General features: G+C 68.7%; 17 protein-coding genes. 10 read left to right on the top strand and 7 right to left on the bottom strand.

Annotated features, from left to right (window positions below):
* Nucleotides 1–110 precede the first annotated feature (110 nt).
* Genes M8A51_RS10670 through ligD form a run of 4 tightly spaced genes read left to right on the top strand, consistent with a single transcriptional unit; the run spans nucleotide 111 to nucleotide 6,031 of the window.
* Nucleotides 111–2,153 carry an AsmA family protein gene (locus M8A51_RS10670; RefSeq protein WP_251778205.1) on the top strand — a complete coding sequence of 681 codons (2,043 nt, stop codon included), beginning with the start codon at nucleotides 111–113 and terminating at the stop codon, nucleotides 2,151–2,153.
* A 22-nt stretch (nucleotides 2,154–2,175) separates the two neighbouring features.
* Nucleotides 2,176–2,463, top strand: coding sequence for a hypothetical protein (locus tag M8A51_RS10665; protein ID WP_251778204.1), 288 nt, complete (start codon nucleotides 2,176–2,178; stop codon nucleotides 2,461–2,463).
* 19 nt (nucleotides 2,464–2,482) lie between these two features.
* Entirely contained in the window at nucleotides 2,483–3,508 is a 1,026-nt protein-coding gene (ku, locus tag M8A51_RS10660) for a non-homologous end joining protein Ku (RefSeq protein ID WP_251778203.1), read from the top strand.
* 12 nt (nucleotides 3,509–3,520) lie between these two features.
* Nucleotides 3,521–6,031: a DNA ligase D gene (gene ligD, locus M8A51_RS10655; protein WP_251778202.1), complete on the top strand. Its 2,511-nt coding sequence runs from the start codon at nucleotides 3,521–3,523 to the stop codon at nucleotides 6,029–6,031.
* Between the two features lie 18 nt (nucleotides 6,032–6,049).
* On the opposite strand, the gene M8A51_RS10650 is transcribed toward ligD, so the two are convergent.
* The 3 genes from M8A51_RS10650 to M8A51_RS10640 all read right to left on the bottom strand — a co-directional run bounded on the left by M8A51_RS10650 (nucleotide 6,050) and on the right by M8A51_RS10640 (nucleotide 7,383).
* Nucleotides 6,050–6,469 carry an SET domain-containing protein gene (locus M8A51_RS10650; RefSeq protein ID WP_251778200.1) on the bottom strand — a complete coding sequence of 140 codons (420 nt, stop codon included), beginning with the start codon at nucleotides 6,467–6,469 and terminating at the stop codon, nucleotides 6,050–6,052.
* A gap of 44 nt (nucleotides 6,470–6,513) precedes the next feature.
* The gene (locus M8A51_RS10645) at nucleotides 6,514–7,128 is read right to left on the bottom strand and encodes an acyloxyacyl hydrolase (RefSeq protein ID WP_251778199.1); all 615 of its coding nucleotides are present in this window, start codon (nucleotides 7,126–7,128) and stop codon (nucleotides 6,514–6,516) included.
* 81 nt (nucleotides 7,129–7,209) lie between these two features.
* Nucleotides 7,210–7,383: a hypothetical protein gene (locus tag M8A51_RS10640; RefSeq protein WP_251778198.1), complete on the bottom strand. Its 174-nt coding sequence runs from the start codon at nucleotides 7,381–7,383 to the stop codon at nucleotides 7,210–7,212.
* A gap of 303 nt (nucleotides 7,384–7,686) precedes the next feature.
* Between M8A51_RS10640 and M8A51_RS10635 the strand changes: the two genes are divergently transcribed.
* From M8A51_RS10635 to M8A51_RS10610, 6 genes are all read left to right on the top strand, one after another.
* Complete coding sequence (locus M8A51_RS10635) at nucleotides 7,687–8,421, top strand: response regulator (protein ID WP_251778197.1); 735 nt, start codon at nucleotides 7,687–7,689, stop codon at nucleotides 8,419–8,421.
* Between the two features lie 175 nt (nucleotides 8,422–8,596).
* Complete coding sequence (locus tag M8A51_RS10630) at nucleotides 8,597–11,209, top strand: hybrid sensor histidine kinase/response regulator (protein ID WP_251778196.1); 2,613 nt, start codon at nucleotides 8,597–8,599, stop codon at nucleotides 11,207–11,209.
* A 276-nt stretch (nucleotides 11,210–11,485) separates the two neighbouring features.
* The gene (locus M8A51_RS10625) at nucleotides 11,486–12,751 is read left to right on the top strand and encodes an ABC transporter substrate-binding protein (protein WP_251778195.1); all 1,266 of its coding nucleotides are present in this window, start codon (nucleotides 11,486–11,488) and stop codon (nucleotides 12,749–12,751) included.
* Nucleotides 12,752–12,844: 93 nt separating this feature from the next.
* Complete coding sequence (locus tag M8A51_RS10620) at nucleotides 12,845–13,756, top strand: carbohydrate ABC transporter permease (RefSeq protein WP_251778194.1); 912 nt, start codon at nucleotides 12,845–12,847, stop codon at nucleotides 13,754–13,756.
* Nucleotides 13,753–14,655, top strand: a complete 903-nt coding sequence (locus M8A51_RS10615; RefSeq protein ID WP_251778193.1) for a carbohydrate ABC transporter permease — start codon at nucleotides 13,753–13,755, stop codon at nucleotides 14,653–14,655. Before M8A51_RS10620 ends, M8A51_RS10615 begins: the two co-directional genes overlap by 4 nt.
* A 27-nt stretch (nucleotides 14,656–14,682) precedes the next feature.
* Nucleotides 14,683–15,864 (top strand): ABC transporter ATP-binding protein, encoded by a 1,182-nt coding sequence (locus tag M8A51_RS10610; RefSeq protein ID WP_251778192.1) that lies wholly within the window; start codon nucleotides 14,683–14,685, stop codon nucleotides 15,862–15,864.
* A gap of 911 nt (nucleotides 15,865–16,775) precedes the next feature.
* On the opposite strand, the gene M8A51_RS10605 is transcribed toward M8A51_RS10610, so the two are convergent.
* The 4 genes from M8A51_RS10605 to M8A51_RS10590 all read right to left on the bottom strand — a co-directional run bounded on the left by M8A51_RS10605 (nucleotide 16,776) and on the right by M8A51_RS10590 (nucleotide 19,353).
* Nucleotides 16,776–18,014 carry a maltoporin gene (locus M8A51_RS10605; RefSeq protein ID WP_251778191.1) on the bottom strand — a complete coding sequence of 413 codons (1,239 nt, stop codon included), beginning with the start codon at nucleotides 18,012–18,014 and terminating at the stop codon, nucleotides 16,776–16,778.
* Nucleotides 18,015–18,302: 288 nt separating this feature from the next.
* Nucleotides 18,303–18,656 (bottom strand): hypothetical protein, encoded by a 354-nt coding sequence (locus M8A51_RS10600; protein ID WP_251778190.1) that lies wholly within the window; start codon nucleotides 18,654–18,656, stop codon nucleotides 18,303–18,305.
* A 181-nt stretch (nucleotides 18,657–18,837) separates the two neighbouring features.
* On the bottom strand, nucleotides 18,838–19,053 hold the full coding sequence (locus tag M8A51_RS10595; protein WP_251778189.1) for a hypothetical protein: 216 nt from the start codon (nucleotides 19,051–19,053) through the stop codon (nucleotides 18,838–18,840).
* Between the two features lie 60 nt (nucleotides 19,054–19,113).
* Complete coding sequence (locus M8A51_RS10590; RefSeq protein ID WP_251778188.1) at nucleotides 19,114–19,353, bottom strand: hypothetical protein; 240 nt, start codon at nucleotides 19,351–19,353, stop codon at nucleotides 19,114–19,116.
* Nucleotides 19,354–19,379: the final 26 nt, after the last annotated feature.

Below are 19,379 nucleotides of genomic sequence, written 5' to 3'. Positions count from 1 at the left end.
CCGCACGCAGCCATGCCGGCCGAACGCCCGGGTATGCCGCTTGCCGGCTTGGGGGCGTGACCGATGCCGCCCCCCCCTCCCCGCAACCCGCCCCTCGACCGCGGCTTTCGGTGCGCGGCCCCTGGGCCATCGCGGGCGTGGCGCTCGCGGGCCTGGTTGCCCTGTTGTTGATCTGCGAGGCCGCGGGTTGGCCCTTCCTGCGCGGCCCGTTCGAACGCCAGCTCGAACAGCGCCTGCAACGCGAGGTGACGATCGGTGACGAATTCAAGCTGCGGCTGCTCGGCAGCGTGCGGCTGCGCACCGACCGCTTCGTGATCGGCCCACCGGGTTGGGCCGCTGACGCTGGGCAGCCGTCCGGGTTTGTCGACGCCGAAGGCGTGTACCTGAAGCTCCCCTATTCCAGCCTGCTCGCGCAATGGCGCCATCGCGGCGACCCAGCGGCACCGCCGCTGCGCGTGCGTGCGTTCGAGGTCGACGCGATCGATGCCACGCTGTGGCGGCTCGCCGACGGCCGTGCCAACTGGCAGTTCGGCGAACCCAAACCGGCCCCGCCCGGGCGCGACTTCGAGGCGCCCGAATTCGAGCGGCTGGTGGTCGGCCGCGGCGACGTTCGATACCGCGACGCCGTGCTGCAGCTGGTGCTGCAGGCGCAGGCGCGCACCGACGAAGGCAGCCAGGCGGGCCGCTCCGCGCGCGGGGTGGTGCTGCAGGGCGACGGAAGCTATCGCAAGGCGGAGTTCGAGTTCCGCATCACGTCGTCGGGTGCCCTGCCGCTGCTGGCGCAGGAGGGGCAAGGCGAGCCGGTACCGGTGACTGCGAGCGCGAGTGCCGGCCAGGCGAAATACGCCTTCGACGGACACGCGATCGATCTGCTGCGGCTGCACGGCTTCGACGGGCAGTTCTCGGTGCAGGGTAACTCGCTGGCGACGGCCGGCGCACCGTGGGGCGTGACCCTGCCGACCACACCGCCCTTCAAGCTCGACGGGCAATTGGCGAAAGAAGGCCGGGTCTGGAAGGCCGCCGTGCGCGAAGCGGCGGTGGGCACCAGCCGACTGGGCGGACATTTCACGTTCGACCGTCGGCCGCAGGTGCCGCTGCTGTCCGGCAAGCTGACCGGAGAGCGCCTCGTCCTGGCCGACCTGGGACCGGCCTTCGGTGCGCCCCGGGGCGCCGGCAGCGGCCGGCCGCCAGGGGCCGACGGCCAGGTCTTGCCCCAGCGCGAGTTCAACCTTCCCTCGCTGCGGATCATGAATGCCGACGTGCGCTTCGACCTCGAGATGCTCGACCTCGGTACCGCCTATCTGCGCGACCTGCGGCCCCTGCAGGCCCATGTCAGGCTGCAAGGCGGCGTGCTGCGCATCGACGAGGTGGTCGCCGACACGTCCGGCGGCAAGCTGCGCGGCGCGCTGGTGCTCGACAGCCGTCCCGCCGCACCGCGCTGGGACGTCGACCTGCAATTGGCCGACGTGCGGCTCGAACAGTGGCTGCAGGCGCGCAACCCGCGCGATGAACAGGCCCGCGAGGGCGCCACGGCACCGGCGTACGTCACCGGGTCGATGTCGGGCCGTGCCCAGTTCCGGGGCGTCGGACGCTCCACGGCGGCGATGCTGGGCTCGCTCGACGGCACGGCGTCGCTGTGGGTCCATGACGGCGAGCTGTCGCACCTGGTGGTCGAGGCCCTGGGCATCGACGTGGCCGAAGGCCTCGGCCTGCTGATCACCGGCGACCGGCGCCTGCCGATGCGGTGCGCGGTGATGCGCTTCGTGGCCGACGACGGACAGCTGAAGAGCGAGCTGGGGCTGATCGACACGCCGGACACGCTGGTGCTGGTCGACGGCTCGGTGTCGCTCGCGCGTGAGCAACTCGACCTCACGTTGATGGCGCGGCCGAAAGACTTTTCGCCGCTCTCGCTGCGTTCGCCGATCCACGTGCAGGGCCGCTTTGCCGACCCGCAGGTGCGCCTGGACGCGGGACGCATCGGGCTCAAGGTGCTGGCGGCTGCCGCGCTGGCCGCGGTGAATCCGCTGGCCGCCGTGATCCCGCTGATCGATCCCGGCGCCAGCACCGGCACCCGGCAGGGCTGCGGCCAGGCGCTGCAGCGCCTGCGCAGCGCACGTACCGGCGAGCCGGCTCCGCCCGCGCGCACGCCTTGATTTTTTGCTTCAGGACCCATGCATGACAACTGAGCTGATCGGATGGGCCAGTGCGGCCATCCTGCTGTGGACCATCTTCCACCAGGTGCGCAAGCAGTGGCGCAGCGGTGACAGCCGCGGCGTCTCGTCCTGGCTGTTCATCGGCCAGTCGGCGGCGTCGCTCGGCTTCTCGATCTACAGCGCGCTGCTGCAGAACTGGGTGTTCCTGTTCGTCAACGTCGCCTTGTTGTGCAGTGCGATCGCCGGCCAGGCGATCTACCGGCGCAACACCCGCCGCCAGAGTGCACGGGCGGGCGCGACGCAGGCATAGCGTTTGCCGCATACGTGCCATGGCACGTGTCGTCTGGAAAGGCGCCATCACCTTCGGGCTGGTGCACATCCCCGTCACCTTGCGCGCTGCGCAGCGCAAGAACGATCTCGATTTCGACTGGCTGGACCGGCGCGACATGGCGCCGGTGGGCTACCGCCGCATCAACAAGCGCACCGGCGAGCCGATCGAGAGCGAGCACATCGTCAAGGGCTATCAGTACGAGAAAGGCGAATACGTGCTGATGTCGGATGAGGACTTCCGCCGGGCGAACCCGGAGGCGACGCAGACGGTGGAGATCCTCGGCTTCGTCGACGCCGGGCAGATTTCACCGGCCTACTTCGAGACCCCCTATTACCTGGAAGTGGGCAAGCGCGGCGAGAAGGGCTATGCGCTGCTGCGCCAGGTGATGCAAGCCAGCGGCCGCGCCGGCATTGCCAAGGTCGTCATCCACAGCAAGCAGCACCTCGCCGCCCTGCTGGTCGAAGGCGAGGTGCTGATGCTCAACACGATGCGCTTCGCCGACGAGGTGCTGGAGCCCGGCGACCTGTACGTGCCCGACAGCGACCTGAAGGCGGTGGGCGTCGGTGCGCGCGAACTCGAGATGGCGCAACGCCTGGTCGACGAGATGTCGCAAGACTGGCAGCCAGCCCAGTATCGCGACACCTACCGTGAAGACCTGCTGACGCAGATCGACGCCAAGATCGAGTCCGGCCAGACCCACACGCTGACGCCAGCCGGGGAAGAGACCCGCGCCGAGGGCGGCGCGCAGGTGATCGACCTGATGGCCGCGCTGCGCCAGAGCGTGCAGCGCGCCGAGGGCGGCAAGGGATCTGCGGGCGGCGGCGGCAAGGTGAAGCCGATGCATGTGGGTGGCAAGAAGCCGAGCGCCCCGCCGCCCGCTCCTGCCGCCAAGCGCACTGACGGCGCGAGCGCCAAGCGTGCAGCCCGCAGCGGCAGCACGGCGCGCAAGGCCGCCGCGAAGAAGACGCCTGCGCGCAAGTCGACCACCGCCGCCAAGACGCCCGCTGCGCGCAAGCGAGCGTAAGGAGGCGCCGCGATGCGACGCGACGACCCGCTTTCGACCTACCACGCGAAGCGCGACTTCCGCCAGTCGCCCGAACCTGCCGGCGCCGCACACCGTCGCCCCCGGGCCGACACGCCTCTGCAGTTCGTGATCCAACGGCACGACGCCCGCCGGCTGCACTATGACTTCCGGCTCGAATGGGGCGGCGCGCTGAAGAGCTGGGCCGTCCCCAAGGGACCCAGCCTGGATCCCGACATCCAGCGCCTGGCCGTCGAGGTCGAAGACCATCCGCTCGACTACGCGAGTTTCGAGGGCACCATCCCGAAGGGCCACTACGGTGCCGGCGATGTCGCGGTGTGGGACCGCGGAGAGTGGGTCCCCGAAGACGACGTCGACGAAGCGCTGCGGCGCGGCAAGCTGCACTTCGAACTGCGCGGCAGCCGGCTGCACGGCTCGTGGGTGCTGTTTCGCACCGGCGGCGATCGCTCGCAATGGATGCTGAAGAAGCGCCGCGACCGCCACGCCAGAGCCGGCGACGGCGATGCGGTGCTGCACGAGCCGCTCCCGCACAAGGCGGCGGCGCCGGTCAAAAAACGCGGCCGCAAGAAGGCCAGCGAGCAGCCGCTGCCCGAACTGGTCGAGCCGCAGCTCGCCATGTTGGTCGACCGGCCGCCGGCGAGCGACCTGTGGGCCTATGAGATCAAGTACGACGGCTACCGGATGCTGACGCGCTTCGATGGGCGGCGCGCCCGCATCTTCAGCCGCAACGGGCTGGAATGGACCGAGCGCCTGCCGCGGCTGGCGCAGCAGCTCACCCGCCTGAAGCTGGGCCCCGGCTGGCTCGACGGCGAAATCGTCGTGATGGACGAACAGGGCCACACCGACTTCCATGCCCTGCAGGCCATGCTAGACAACGGCGCGGCCGACGTAGAGTACATCGTGTTCGACGTGCCGTGGTGGCAGGGGCAGGACCTGCGCGACCAACCGCTGACCGAGCGGCTCGCCGTGCTCGACGCGATCTTCGCCACCCTGCCCGCCGATGCCGCCTTGAGCCGCAGCAAGCCGCTCGACCCCCGCCACGTCGGCCAGGCGGTGCTCGACGCAGCGTGCCGGCTCGGGCTCGAGGGCCTGATTGGCAAGCGGCTCGATGCGCCCTACCGCGCCGGACGCTCGCCGCACTGGATCAAGCTGAAATGCCGCGCGGAACAGGAAGTGGTGATCGCCGGCTATACCGAGCCGCGCGGCAGCCGCGGCCACCTGGGCGCACTGCTGGTCGGCGTGTGGGGCGACGACGGCCAGCTCGACTATGCCGGCCGCGTCGGCAGCGGGCTCGACACCGCCGGGCTCGAAGCGATGCGCAAGCGCCTGCAGCCCGACGAGACCGGCACCTGCCCGTTCCGTCGCAAGCCGGCCCTGCCGGGCGCATCGAAGGTGCACTGGGTGCAGCCGCGCCACGTCGCGCAGGTGCGCTTTGCGACCTGGAGCCGCGACGGCCTGCTGCGCCAGGCCTCGTTCGTGGGCCTGCGCGAAGACAAGCCCGCGCGCGAGGTGGTGCGCGAACAGGCCCGGCCGATCAAGGAGAACCGCGCCATGCAGACCCCGAACACCGCCCCCCGCACGGGCACACCCGCAGCACAGCGCGGCAAGGACGCCGTGATGGGCGTGCGCATCACCAGCCCCGAGCGCATCGTCTTCAGCGTGCCGCGCGTGACCAAGCTCGACGTCGTGCGCTACCACGAGGCCATCGCCGAACACCTGCTGCCGCAGTTGCTGAAGCGCCCGCTGAGCCTGCTGCGCTGTCCGCAGGGGACCGGCGGCGAATGCTTCTTCCAGAAGCACATCGAGACGGCCTTGCCGCCCGGTGTCGAAAGCGTCGAGGTGCCGGCGAGCGACGGCACCGACCAGCAGGTGATGGTGACGCGGCCCGAGGGCATCGTCGCGCTCGCGCAATACGGCAATGTCGAGCTGCACACCTGGGGTGCGCGCGCACCGAAGCCCGACAAGGTCGACCGCATCACGATGGACCTGGACCCCGACTCCGATCTGCCGTGGACGCAGGTGGTCGAAGCCGCGCAGCTGACACGCGTGCTGCTCGAAGAACTGGGGCTGGCCACCTTCCTGAAGACGACCGGCGGCAAGGGCCTGCATGTGGTCGTGCCCTTGAAAGCCACACGCGGATGGGACGAAGTGAAGGCGTTCGCGAAAGCCGTCGCGACGCGGATGGCGACGATCGCGCCGCAACGTTTCACCGCCCGGCTGTCGAAGTCGCAGCGTGACGGCCGCATCTTCATCGACTACTTGCGCAACGGCCGCGGCGCGACCGCCATCTCGGCGTACTCGCTGCGCGCCCGCGAAGGAGCGCCGGTCTCGATGCCGCTGCATTGGGACGAACTGTCGACACGCAAGGACCTGCGCGGCGCCTGCTTCAACATCCGCAATGCGCTGGCCCACGCAAAGGACGCCGCAGCGGCGTGGGCCGACTACGACGCGCAGCGCAAGACGTTGAGCGTCAAGATGATGAAGGCGCTGGGCGTCGAGATCTAGACACCGGCCGGACCGCGTTCAGATCCGCCCCGCGCAATTCGGCGCGCCGCAGCGGCATTCGAGCTTGCCCTCGTGGTGTGTCTCGCCGTAGTTGGCGGTCAGCTCCTCGCCGCTCGCGATGTTGCGCAGCGCATAGAACTCCACCCTGCCGCGCTGGATGCGCAGCACCGTGTTCGGCGAGCACGAGTGGTTGGTGTAGCGCATGGGGTCCTGGGAAGCGGACGCATCGATGGCCCGCTTGTCCGAGATCTCGACGATCATGATGCGCTGCTGGTGCTTGGCGCGGCGGCGCGCCTCGCGCACGCTGATGGGCTCGCCGCGGATCTCGCCGATCTTCTTGTAGGCGGGAATGGCTTCGGCCGCGAAGGCGCCCATGCCGTCGATGCGGCTGGGATGGACGTCGACGGCGAATTTCTGAGGATTGGCAGGGGTCGGCATGGGTGGGGCGTGTTCATACCACGCAGGCCCTGAACCTTACCGCATCAGCGAAACGACGTGGCGTAGCGCAATTGGATGAAGTCTTCACCGGGATTCGGGTGGTCGACGCCGCCATTGGAGAAGTGCTGGTATCTCAGCGACAGCTCATGCTGCGCGTTCTCGCCGAAGTTGCGGCCGACCGCCAGATGGTCGCCGAAATTGAACGCAGTGCTGAAACGTTTGCTCGGGCTGCGGTAAATGGGGCTCATCACCGTCAGGCCGATGCCGGCCTCGAGGAACCAGCGAGAGCGCCCCTCGCTCGGACGGAACCGGAACACCGGCGTCACTCCGAACTGGGTGACCCAGGCCCGGTCGCGCCCGTCGACGCCGGGCGTGCTCCAGCGGCCCAGCGCCAGCTCCCAGTAGCCCGACCACTGCCCGCCACCCATGCGCCAGGCCTTTTCCCAAGGCCAGATCAGTCCGAAGACGGTGGCTCGCGTCTCTTGGGCGCGCCCGATTTGCACGAAGCCCACTTCGGGCATCCACGCGGGGAAAGAAGAAGCATCAGCGGCTCGGCTCGGTTTGGCGGCCAGCAGCGACGCGCCACACAGCAACGCCACACAGAACCGTTTGCCCACCGATGCCCGCATGAACCAGCGGTAGAAGGAGAAGAACAGCACGACTCACGACCTCGTCTGCAACACCCCCTGCCCCCACCCGGCTCACGCCGCAGAGCTTGCAACCGTCGTGCCGGAGCACGTTCACCGGTCGAGATCGATGAAAGCCGAGACACCGATGGCGACGGCGGCGGCGGCCGGTACGCTGACCAGCAGCAACAGCGCCTCGCCGGCCTCGGTGCCGAGTGCGACGCCGACCGCCGCGAGCACGCTCACGACCAGGGCCACCACCTTCAAACCCACTGTCCAATTCGACATCTGCAACCTCCTGCATCCATGGCCGCGCCTGGCCAACTCGGTGAAAAGCATCGTAGGAGCCGGGCCAGCCGCCTCGTGTCGGCTGCCTGCACGCGGGCCTGTCCGCCGGTGTCCTACAGCGGGAGCAAACGGCGCGCCCGTCAGAAAATGCCATGCACGTGGACGGCCAGCCGATTAACAATTGAAACAACACATGCAATCGTGGCGGCCCGTCCGGTACGGTATGAATACGGCTCAAACAAATGCAATTTCGCCGCAAGCCCCTCAGGGAGGCCGGTTGTAGGCGGAGGTACCGTGGAGACAATGGAGACACACAAGCCTCGCATCCTCGTCGTCGACGACGAGCGCGACATGGTGGCCATGCTGCAGGATCTGCTTTGCAAGGCCGGTTTCGACGCCGATGGCGCCCATACTGGCGGCGCCATGCACGAGGCGATGGAACGCCACGCCTACGATCTGGTGCTGCTCGATCTGCGGCTCAAGGCCGAGGACGGCCTGACGCTGGCGCGCCAGCTGCGGCAGACGTCCAGCGTGCCGCTGATCATGATCAGCGGCAGCAGCGACGAGACCGACCGCATCCTGCTGCTCGAACTGGCCGCCGACGATTTCCTGATCAAGCCTTTCAGCCCGCGCGAACTGGTGGCCCGCGTGCGTGCCGTGCTGCGCCGCTATGCCGAGCCGGGCGCCGCCGCCCCTCGCGCTCATGGCATGCCGCGGGGTGAACGGCTCGGCTTCGGGCAGTGGGTGCTCGACATGGCCGAGCGCGAGCTGCGGTCGCGCTCCGGCGATCCGTGCCCCCTGACACAGGGCGAGTTCCGGCTGCTCGAGGCGTTCGTGCGGCATCCGCGCCGCGTCTGGACGCGCGACCAGTTGCTGGAGCAGACGCGCAGCCTGGAAACCGAGGTGTTCGATCGCACCATCGACGTGCTGATCCTGCGGCTGCGGCGCAAGATCGAGCCCAACCCCAAGCACCCGCAATACATCTGCACCGAGCGAGGCATCGGCTACATGTTTGCTGCCGAGGTGGCGAGGGTATGAGACCCCCCCCCTACCGGCTATGCCGGCCCCCCCGGGGGGGCGCCACTGGTGGACCGGCGGAGCCGGATCCACGGTGGCCGCTGGGGTGCACCCGCTGGACGCGGGGCACGGTCGCCTGGCGGCGGCGGAACGCGCCTGAGGCGCGGGGCGTATTTGCCTGGCGATCGGGGGGCGGATGACGCCGTTGCGGGCTTGGGCCATCGACCGGGTGCGCACGCGGCTGCTGGCGGCGTTTCTGATCCTGCTGGTGGCCGCGATCGCGCTCGCGGCGGTCGGGTGGTTCGGGATGCGGGGGGCGCAGCGGGCGGTGGCGGGGTTCGAGGACGACCTGCTGCCGAACATCTCGCATTCGCTCGAACTGGCGGAACGGACCACGCAACTGGCGGCGGTGGCGCCCAAGCTGGCCGATTCGGCCACCGAGGAGGCCTTCAACGAGAACACCAGCGCGGTGCTGGATCTGCTGGAGCAGATCCGCCAGCAGTCGACCGGGATGGAGCCGTCGACCGAGTTCGGTGCCGCGCTGACGCGTCTGCAGGACGAAGTGCGGCGCGACCTGAACTTCCTGATCGTGCTGACGCGCGAGAAGCTGGAGCTGCAGCGGCGTTTCGCGCAGCGCCTGGTGCAGCTCGACCGGCTGGGGACCGAACTCAACGGCCGCGGGCGCGGGTTGGTGATCCTCGACCCGAGCATCGCCACCGCATGGTCGAGCATGGTCATGGGCATCGCGGTCGACGACCCGGCCCTGCTCGGTCGGCTGGAAGCCGATGTGGAAGCTTCGCTGCTGTCGGCGCAGCGGCGCCGCGCACTGGCCCCCTACGGCGCCGAATTCGGCACGCTGCTCGACGAATTGAGCACCGGCCCGGACAGCGTGCTCGGCCTGCGGCGCTCGATCTTCGACGTGGAGCGCCACGCCAGCTACCTGGTGGTGCTGACCCGTGCCAATGCGAACGAACTGAGCGACGAAGTGGCGCGGCACGTCGGCAAGCTGCGCGCAAATGCCGCGATGCGCAGCGACGCGATCGGCCGCGCGGCCCGCTTCGGCGAGACCGGCATGATCGCGCTGGCACTGGTGTGCCTGGCCATTGCCGGCGGCGCCGCCCACTACGTGCGGCGGCTCGTGGCCGAGATCGAGAACATCACCAACGTGATGTCGCGCCTGGCCCAGGGCGACACGAAACAGTCGACGCCCGCGACGCGGCGTCGCGACGAACTCGGCGCGCTGGCGCGCACCTTCGAGGTGTTTCGCGACGCGCTGGTCGCGAAACAGCAGCTGGTGACCGACCTGCGCACGCAGCGCGAGATGGTCGAGGCCGTGCACAACAGCATGACCGACGCACTGGCGGTGTTCGACAGCGATCAGCGGTTGATGCTGTGGAACCCGCAGTTCACCCAGTTGCTGGCGCGCTACGAGATCCACCCGCGCTGCGGCTTCACGGCCGAGCAACTGCTCGCACAGCTGCCGGCCGGCTCCACCTGGCTGGCCCCTGGCCACACCGCGCCCAACCGCCTCACGACTGCACGCCCCGGCGACTTCTCGGCCTTCGACCACATCGAGCTGCGCCTGCCCGACGGCCAGGTCTTCGACCTGCGCACGCGCGCCATGCCCGGCAGCGGCGCCGTCACGCTGGTGACCGACCTGACCGCGCGCCGCGCCATCGAGTCGCAGCTGCAGCATGCCCAGAAGCTGGAGGTGCTGGGCCAGTTGACGGGCGGCGTCGCGCACGACTTCAACAACTACCTCGGCACCATCCTCGGCAACCTGTCGCTGGTCGAGGCCGAACTCTCCGCGCAGTCCACCGCGCAGGCGCAGCTCGCGCGCGTGCAGCGCGCCGCCCACAGCGCCGCCGGGTTGACTCGGCGGCTGCTCGCCTTCGCGCGGCGCCAGCCGCTGCAGGCCGAGCACGTGGCCGTCGATGAAATGGTGGAGGAGATGGGCGACCTGATCGAATACAGCGCGGGCTCGCAGGTGACCGTGGCATTCGAGCTCGATGCGCCCGGGGCCTACGTCTTCGTCGACCGCGGCCAGCTCGAGAACAGCCTGCTGAACCTGGTGCTGAACAGCGCTGCGGCCATGCCGGCGGGTGGCCGGTTGACGGTCGCCACCGCCCGGGCCGATGGCCATGTCGAGGTGCAGGTGCGCGACACCGGCACCGGCATCCCCGAGCATCTGCAAGGCAAGGTGTTCGAGCCCTTCTTCTCCACCAAGGCCGCGGGCGTCGGCAGCGGCCTGGGCCTGTCCATCGTCTACGGCTTCGTCAAGCAGTCGGGCGGCGACATCTCGCTGGCCAGCGCACAGGGCGTCGGCACCGCGGTGCGGCTCAGCTTCCCGTGCTCGACCGCGCCCGCGCCGCAAGCCGTCAGCGCGGCGCGCGCCCTGCCGGTGCCGCGTCCGCTGACCGGGCTGGAGGTGCTGGTGGTCGACGACGACGAAGCTTTTCGCGCCACGGTGACCGACATGCTGGAAAAAGCCGGTGCCCACCCCCGCCCGGTGGCCAGCGCCGAAGACGCGCTTGCCGCCATGGCGCAGGGGTGCGAGCCGACGCTGGTGCTGTCGGACATCTGCCTCGGTGCCGGCATGGATGGCCTGCGACTGCGACGCGAGGTGGCGACGCGCTGGCCGGGACGGCCGGTCGCCCTGATGTCCGGCCTGTCGCCCGAGATGCTGCAGGAGCGCACCGCCTGGGACCCGGCCGCCGCATTCCTGCAAAAGCCGTTCGAGCTGCCCGCACTCGAGGTGTGGCTGGCCGGCGTGATGGCCGACGCTGCCGAAGGCGTCACCGAGACATGACTGCCATGCCACAGGCACGGTGGTTGCCTGCGCCTTGACGCCCCTGCGTGCTGTTTCAAGCTCTGAGTCCGGCTTTAAACAATCGAAATCCAGAGTTCACCCACCCGGGGTCTGATAGCTCCAGAAGCCACGGCCGCCGGCACGTGGGTTCGACAAGCAAGCGGCCGCAGCCGTCGGCCGCACAAGGAGACAACCCGCGAGGCGCATGGCGTGACGGCCGTCGCTTCGCGAGCTGCGTCTTCGGTCAAGACTGATTTCGCAATCTGGAGGACTTCGATGAAACGATACAAGCTGAGCGCCTTGGTGTTGGGCGTCGTCATAGGCGCGGCTGCACAGGCGGCCTCGATCAAGGTGTCCTGCGGCGCGGTGGGCCAGGAGCTGGAGCTGTGCAAGTCCGCCGCCGCCGAGTGGGCCAAGAAGACCGGCAACGAGGTGCAGGTCGTCGCCACGCCGAACGACGCGAGCGAGCGGCTGGCGCTGTACCAGCAGGTGCTGAGCTCGCGCTCCGACAAGATCGACGTGTTCATGGTCGACGTGGTGTGGCCCGGCATGCTGGCCAACCACCTGCTCGACCTCAAGCCCTATTCGAAGGGCGTCGAGAAAGAACACTTCCCGGGTTTTGTCTCCAACATGCAGGTCGACGGCCAGTTGGTCGCGATGCCGTGGTTCATCGACGCCGGCCTGCTGTACTACCGCAAGGACCTGCTGTCCAAGCACGGCGCCAAGGTGCCGACGACCTGGGACGACCTCACCGCCACCGCGAAGAAGATCCAGGAGGCCGAGCGCGCCGCCGGCAACGACAAGCTGTGGGGCTATGTGTGGCAGGGCCGGGCCTATGAAGGCCTGACCTGCGACGCCCTCGAATGGGTGGCCAGCCATGGCGGCGGCACCATCGTCGAGCCCGACGGCAAGGTCAGCATCAACAACCCGAACGCGGTGAAGGCCATCAGCACGGCCGCGAGCTGGGTCGGCACGATCTCGCCGTCGGCCGTGCTGAACTACGCCGAAGAAGAGGCCCGTGGCGTGTTCCAGGCCGGCAACGCGGTGTTCATGCGCAACTGGCCGTATGCGTGGTCGCTTTCGCAGGGCGAAGGCAGCGCCGTGAAGGGCAAGGTCGGCGTGGCGGTGCTGCCCAAGGGCGCCGCCGGCGGCCGCCATGCGGCCACACTCGGCGGCCAGGTGCTGGCGGTGTCGAAGTATTCGAAGAACGCCGACGCCGCCGCCGCACTGGTGCTGTACATGACCAGCGCGCAGGTGCAGAAGGAACGCGCGATCACGGGCTCGTTCAACCCGACCATCGCCGCGCTCTACAAGGACGCCGACATCGCGAAGGCCAACCCCTTCATGATCGAGCTGCTCGACACCTTCACCAGCGCGGTCGGCCGCCCCGCCACCGTCACCGGCGCCAAGTACAACCAGGTCAGCAACCAGTTCTGGAATGCCGTGCACGAGGTGTTGTCGGGCAAGGCGAAGGCGCAGGACTCGCTGGCCCGGCTGGACAAGTCGCTGGGCCGCATCGGCCGCTCCGGCAAGTGGGAGTGAGCCCAGTCGCCACACGCTGAACCGATCCCGGGCGCGCGCAGGCACCGCCGCTGCACGCGCCCGGGCTGCCCGAACTTCTTGCCGCACCGTCCCATGACAACCCGACGATCCTCGCTCTCGGCCGACCGGGTGCGCCGCGCGTGGCTGATGGCCACGCCGATGCTCCTCATCCTGCTGCTGGTGGCCGGGTGGCCGCTGGGCCGCACCATCTGGCTCAGCTTCACCGACGTGCAGCTGTCCAACCTGGACGAGTGGAACTTCGTCGGGCTGGAGAACTACGTCGGCGAATACGGCCTGCTGGCCGACCCCGAGTGGTGGGGCGCGGTGGGCAACACGCTGGTGTTCGCGGGCCTGTCCGTCACGCTGGAAACCTTGCTCGGTCTGGGCGTGGCGCTGCTGCTGAACCACCCGTCGCGCCTGCGCACGCTGCTGCGTGCATCGATGCTGATCCCATGGGCCATCCCGACCGTGGTGTCGGCCAAGATGTGGAGCTGGATGCTGCACGACCAGTTCGGCGTGGTGAACCACTACCTGATGTCGTGGGGCCTGATGTCCACGCCCATCGCGTGGACGGCCGACCCGGACCTGGCGCTGTTCACCATCGTGCTGGTGGACGTGTGGAAAACCACGCCCTTCATGGCGCTGCTGATCCTCGCCGCGCTGCAGATGGTGCCCGCCGACTGCTACGAGGCCGCGCGCGTCGACGGCGTGCCGCCCTTCACCGTGTTCCGCAAGGTGACGCTGCCGCTGATCCTGCCCGGCGTCGCAGTGGCCATGATCTTCCGCATGCTCGATTCCATGCGGGTGTTCGACCTGATCTACGTGATGACCTCCAACAGCCGATCGACGAAAAGCATGTCGGTGTTCGTGCGCGAACAACTGATCGACTTTCAGCTCGTCGGCTACGGCTCCGCGGCGGCCACGGTCGTATTCTTCACGATCTCGCTGATGACGATCCTGTACATGGGCTTGCTGCGGCCGGCCCTGCAGAAGGTGGAAGCATGAGTTCGCATCCGATCGCCGCCACCGCCGCCACGACACACGCGCGCCGCCCGCGCCGCACCAAGCCGATGAGCGCTGCGGCGCTGATGAAGCGCATTGGCTACCTGGCGGCCGCGGCCGCGCTGGTGTTCTTCTCGGTGTTCCCCTTCCTGTATGCCATCTCCAGCTCGCTGAAGGGGCGCACCGGGCTGTTTTCGCCCGAGATGATCCCCGATCGGCCCACGCTGGAGAACTACGTCGCCGTCTTCAGCGAGCAGCCGTTCGCGCACAACTTGCTGAATTCGGTCATCGTGGCCGGCGGCGTGGTGCTGATCTCGCTCGGCGTCAGCCTGATGGCGGCCTGGGCGCTGGGGCGCGTGCAGTTCCGCGGCCGCGGCGTGCTGCTGATGACCATCCTGTCGGCGTCGATGTTCCCGCAGGTGGCCGTGCTGTCGGGCATGTTCGAGCTGGTGCGCTGGGCCGGCCTGTACGACCACCTGGGCTCGCTGCTGTTCGCTGACCTGCTGCTGACGCTGCCGTTCACGGTGTGGGTGCTGGTCACCTTCATGAAGCAGCTGCCCAAGGAACTGGAAGAGGCCGCAACGATGGACGGCGTCGGCGTCTTCACGCTGATCTTCAAGATCTTCATGCCGCTGCTGTGGCCCGCGATGGCGGCCACCGGGCTGCTGGCCTTCATCGCGGCCTGGAACGAATTCCTGTTCGCGCTGACCTTCACGCTGTCGACCGAACAGCGCACCGTGCCGGTGGCCATCGCGCTGATCAGCGGGCCCAGCGGCTACGAACTGCCCTGGGGCACCATCATGGCCGCTTCGGTGATCGTCACGATGCCGCTGGTGCTGCTGGTGCTGTACTTCCAGCGGTTGATCGTCTCCGGCCTGACGGCCGGCGCCGTCAAGGGTTGACGGCATCCATAACCAGAGACAGACACCATGAGCCGTATCCAATTGCGCAACGTCGAGAAGACCTTCGCCGACGTTCCCGTTTTGCAGAACATCAACCTCGACATCGACCCGGGCGAATTCTGCGTCTTCATCGGCCCGTCGGGCTGCGGCAAGTCCACGCTGCTGCGCATGATCGCCGGCCTGGAAGATGCCACCGACGGCGACATCGAGATCGACGGCGTGGTGGTGAACGACCTGCCGCCGTCGGCACGCAATGTCGCGATGGTGTTCCAGAGCTATGCGCTGTACCCGCACATGACCGTGTACGAGAACATGGCCTTCGGCCTGCAGCAGCAGAAATGCGCCAAGCCCGAGATCGAGCGCCGCGTGCAGGACGCCTCGCGCATCCTGCATCTCGACGGCCTGCTCGACCGCAAGCCCAAGGCCTTGTCCGGTGGGCAGCGCCAGCGCGTCGCGATCGGCCGGGCCATCGTGCGCAAGCCCAAGGTGTTCCTGTTCGACGAGCCGCTGTCCAACCTGGACGCCGCGCTGCGCGTGGCCACCCGTGTCGAGATCGCGCGCCTGCACCGCGAGCTCGGCTCGGCCAGCATGGTCTACGTGACGCACGACCAGGTCGAAGCCATGACGCTGGCCAGCAAGATCGTGCTGCTGCGGCCCGACCCGGCCGCGCATGGCGGCCAGAGCATCGCGCAGGCCGGGCACCCGCTGGAGCTGTACCACCACCCGGCCAACCAGTTCGTCGCGGGCTTCATCGGCTCGCCGTCGATGAACTTCCTGCCGGCAATCGCCACGACGCTGTCCGACCACACGCTGGAGGCCCTGTGGAATGGCAGTCCCTGCGTCGCGCACGTGGAAGGCAGCGTGCAACCGGGCGAGCCGGTCACGCTCGGCATCCGCCCCGAGCACGTGCGCGTCGGCGAAGGCCCGCACCGGGCCCAGGTGACCCACGTCGAACGCCTCGGCGAGCACAGCTATGTTTATCTGTCGGTGCCGCAAAGCAGCCAGCTGCCGCTGCTGGCCAAGGTGCAGGACGAGCGCATCGCCATCGGCGACACGCTGCCGTTCACACTGCCGCCCGAGTCAGTGCACGTGTTCCGCCGCGACGGCCAGGCCCTGCGCCGCAGCGTCCCCGCCGGCGGTGAAGCCGACGTCGCGCAACGGTCTCCTCAAGCCGCTCCTGAAGTGGCCCGTCGAGCGGCCTCGCTCTGACGGTTGCGCGGCGGCGCGCCCATCGTGGCGCGCCGCCGTGTCCTTTGCTGCCCCGCGCTTTCCGCCGGTTGCCAGTGCAGCGACATTGCGCACCCAGCGTCTCCGGCCCGCGGCGCTCCCCCTCACATGGCCACCCGAGGCAGACTCCAAAGTCAGCCTGCGTCACCTCAACGTGCCGCGCCCCGCAAACACAAAAACGCACACCGCGGACCCAGCGTCGCCGCCCCGCGGTGGGCACTCCCCCTCACACGGCCGCCGAAGGGCAGCCCCCAAAGTCAGCCTGCGTCACCTCGACGTGCCGCGCCCCGCAAACACAAAAACGCACACCGCGGACCCAGCGTCGCCGCCCGCGGTGTGCACGCCCCCTCACATGGCCGCCCAAGCGCAGCCCCCAAAGTCAGCCTGCGTCACCTCAACGTGCCGTGCCCCGCAAACACAAAAAGCGCACACTGCGGACCCAGCGTCGCCGCCCCGCGGTGTGCACTCCCCCTCACATGGCCGCCCAAGAGCAGCCCCCAAAGTCACCCGGCGTCACCTCAACGTGCCGTGCCCCGCAAACACAAAAAACGCACACTGCGGACCCAGCGTCGCCGCCCCGCGGTGTGCACTCCCCCTCACATGGCCGCTCAAGAGCAGCCCCCAAAGTCAGCCTGCGTCACCTCAACGTGCCGCGCCCCGCAAACACAAAAACGCACACCGCGGACCCAGCGTCGCCGCCCCGCGGTGTGCACGCCCCCTCACATGGCCGCCCAAGAGCAGCCCCCAAAGTCAGCCTGCGTCCCCCCCCCCGCCGTGCCGCGCCCCGCGCACGGCTTGCGCCGGCCCAACGAACACCGCGGATCCGGCTCCGCCGGTCCGCTGGTGTTGCCCCCTTGAGGGGGCCGGCGCAGCCGGTAGGGGGTGGTCAACAGTCACCACCAAACTTCAGCCTGAACGCCGAAGGTGCTGCCGCTTTTCTTCGACCCGAAGACGCCGGTGCTGGAAACCGCCGTGCCGACCAGGTTCTCGTTGTCGTCGGCAGCGGCCTGCGCCCCCGAGTTCCACTTCGCATGCGTCCAGAACAGGCGGAACACCGGCCGGGCCCAGAAGTTCTTCGCGGTGCCGTACTGTGCCGCCAGCGTCAGCTTGGTCAGGTTCTGCTTCGCGCCGCTGTCGGGCTTGAACTGGTCATGGCCCAGCTCCACCGCACCGCTCCAGCGGTCGTTGAAGAAGTACACCGGGCGCACGCCAAACGACAGCCACTTGCCGCTGGCGCCCTCGATGTCGCGGTCTTCGTAGACCAGCGTGGCCATGCCGGCCAGCGGCAGGCCGGTGCTCGGCTGCCACACCACCGACTCGACGATGCGCCAGGAGTTGTCGCTCTTGTCGGCGTCGAGTGCCGGGAAGCTGTGGTCGAGGTTGGACAGCGCGCCCTTGCCGTACTGCAGCGCCAGCTTGTTGTAGCCGTCGTTGAAGATCTTGGTCTGCTGGTGCTGCACCGTCAGGCCCTGCCCGCCGGCGTTCTTGATGCCGCGGTCGCTGTGGCGGTGCCGCACGTCCAGACCGACGGTCAGCGTGCCGTTGGTGTTGACGGGGATGTCCTTCCAGCGCAGGTCGTGCCCCAGCAGCTGCGTGCGGTCGCCGGCGGCATTGCGGCGCAGCGCGTAGCTGAGCTTGCCCAGGCCGACGTCGACGTTTTCGATGCCCGCACCCGGGCCGCTGTTGCTCCAGTAGTAGAAGTCGTTGATGTGGACGTCGTGGCGGTCGTAGTAGCGCTTGCCGGCCCACAGGCTGGCCTTCGAGAACGCGCCTTCGCCGATGCCGACGGCTTCGACATAGACCTCGCGCCACGACGGGTCGAACTGCTCCCAGTCCTGGTGGTTGGGCACCGAGAAGGCGAGCATGGTGCCGATGTTGAACTTCGGGCCGTTCTCGACCTCCATCACGGTCGCGTTCAGCGACAGCTCGCCGTAGGTCTCGCACTCGTTGCCGAGCCGGTACTTCTTGGGCGCGCCCGGCAGCTGGAAACAGGCCTGGTCGCCCCCGCCCGAGGAGCCTCCGACCCCGGAACGGAAATAGCCATGGAAATCGATCGGCACCTTCTGCGCGAACGCAGGCGCGCTTGCCATCAGGGCCGCGGCCAGCGGCAGCAAACGAAAACGGAAAGTCATTGCGCTCCTCCAGTTGTTGGACAGACATCACGACAACGGGGAGTGCGCAGTGGGAGCCGGCGTCCTCGCCCGTTCGTGCGAGGCCAATGTAGGAAGCACGTCCTGACGCCGGATTTGGTTCGTTGCGCTGTGTAGTCGATGTAGTTTCATTCGTGACGCGCGCACGAAAGAAACGCAACGCAAGCGGCCGCGCCGGCGTTCCTGGCCGGCTGCCCTAGGGGTAAACGAGGGGAAAAGAAATGCCCGGCGCCGCCCGTGCGGCCGCACCGGCGTTGCGTCAACGCAACTTCAGGTTTCGCGCTGCGGGACTTGCTCGCAGACGTTGTGGCCGACGTCGGTCAGGCGCAGCGAACCGCCATGCCATTCGAGCCATTCGAGCACCAGGTACAGCGCGATGTCGCGCGCCGGGATCAGGTCGACGCGCCGGGCGCGCAGGTGCTGCGCCACTTCGGGCAGCATGGCGCGCAGCACTTCGCGCTCGGGCGGAGGCCCCTGCAACGCGGCTGCGGCCAGGCTGGCCGTGCGGGCGTTGGCGCGTGCGGGCCGCGGGTGCTTGGCGGTGGACGCCGGCTTGCCGGCACATTGGTCGACCATGCGCAGCCAGTTCGCATCGGCAGCTTCGCCATCGCGGTCTTCAGCCATGAGCGCCTCCCGCGTCGACCACTCGCGCTGCGCGGCGGGTGCCGAGCGCAGCGCGCCTGCGGGGAAAGTTCAATTGGTCCAAACCACCCTCCTCATGCGACACCTGCACCTTACCACCGGCAGATGACGCCGCGCGCCATATGGCAGGACGAGTGCAGAGGGGTTTGACCCTATTTCACGCTCAGTGCAGGGTCTGCCGGCCCCCGGCCGGGTCACTGGCGTCGTCTTCCCAGGCGGCGGCCTCGGTGTCGGCCGCCTCCTCGGGCGAGGGCCAGTCTTCGGCCTTCAGCCACAGCCCGGCCGCCAGCGTGATCGCCTGGTCGGCTTCGAGCCAGGGGTTGGTGTCGAGAAAGCGCTGGGCGCAGCGGCGTATCCAGCGAAGTTTGGGCAGTTCCATCGTTCCGCTCCTGGAGCATCGCCAACGCGATGCAAGCACCATGCCGCAGGCTGCGGCCGTTCAGGGAATGTCGTAGTCGGCCGCATCGATGCGGCTTTGCACGCCGACCATCACCGCCTTGACGGCGTCCATGTCGGCCGAGTTGAAGATGGCCGTGCCTTCGAGTTCGTCGACCACGCGGCCGCCCTGCTCGATGCGCGCATGCCAACGCGCCACCTGCCCTTCGACCTGGTACTCGCCCTGGTAGGCGAACTGCCGGCCGGTCAGTGCGTGCGTGTGAAGTCCCTGAAAGGTCGGCATGGCGTGGTGCGCAAGATGTGCAATCC

It is taken from the genome of Caldimonas mangrovi (assembly GCF_023721835.1).
Classification (GTDB): domain Bacteria; phylum Pseudomonadota; class Gammaproteobacteria; order Burkholderiales; family Burkholderiaceae_C; genus Caldimonas; species Caldimonas mangrovi.
This window is presented reverse-complemented; position numbering and strand designations above follow the sequence as displayed.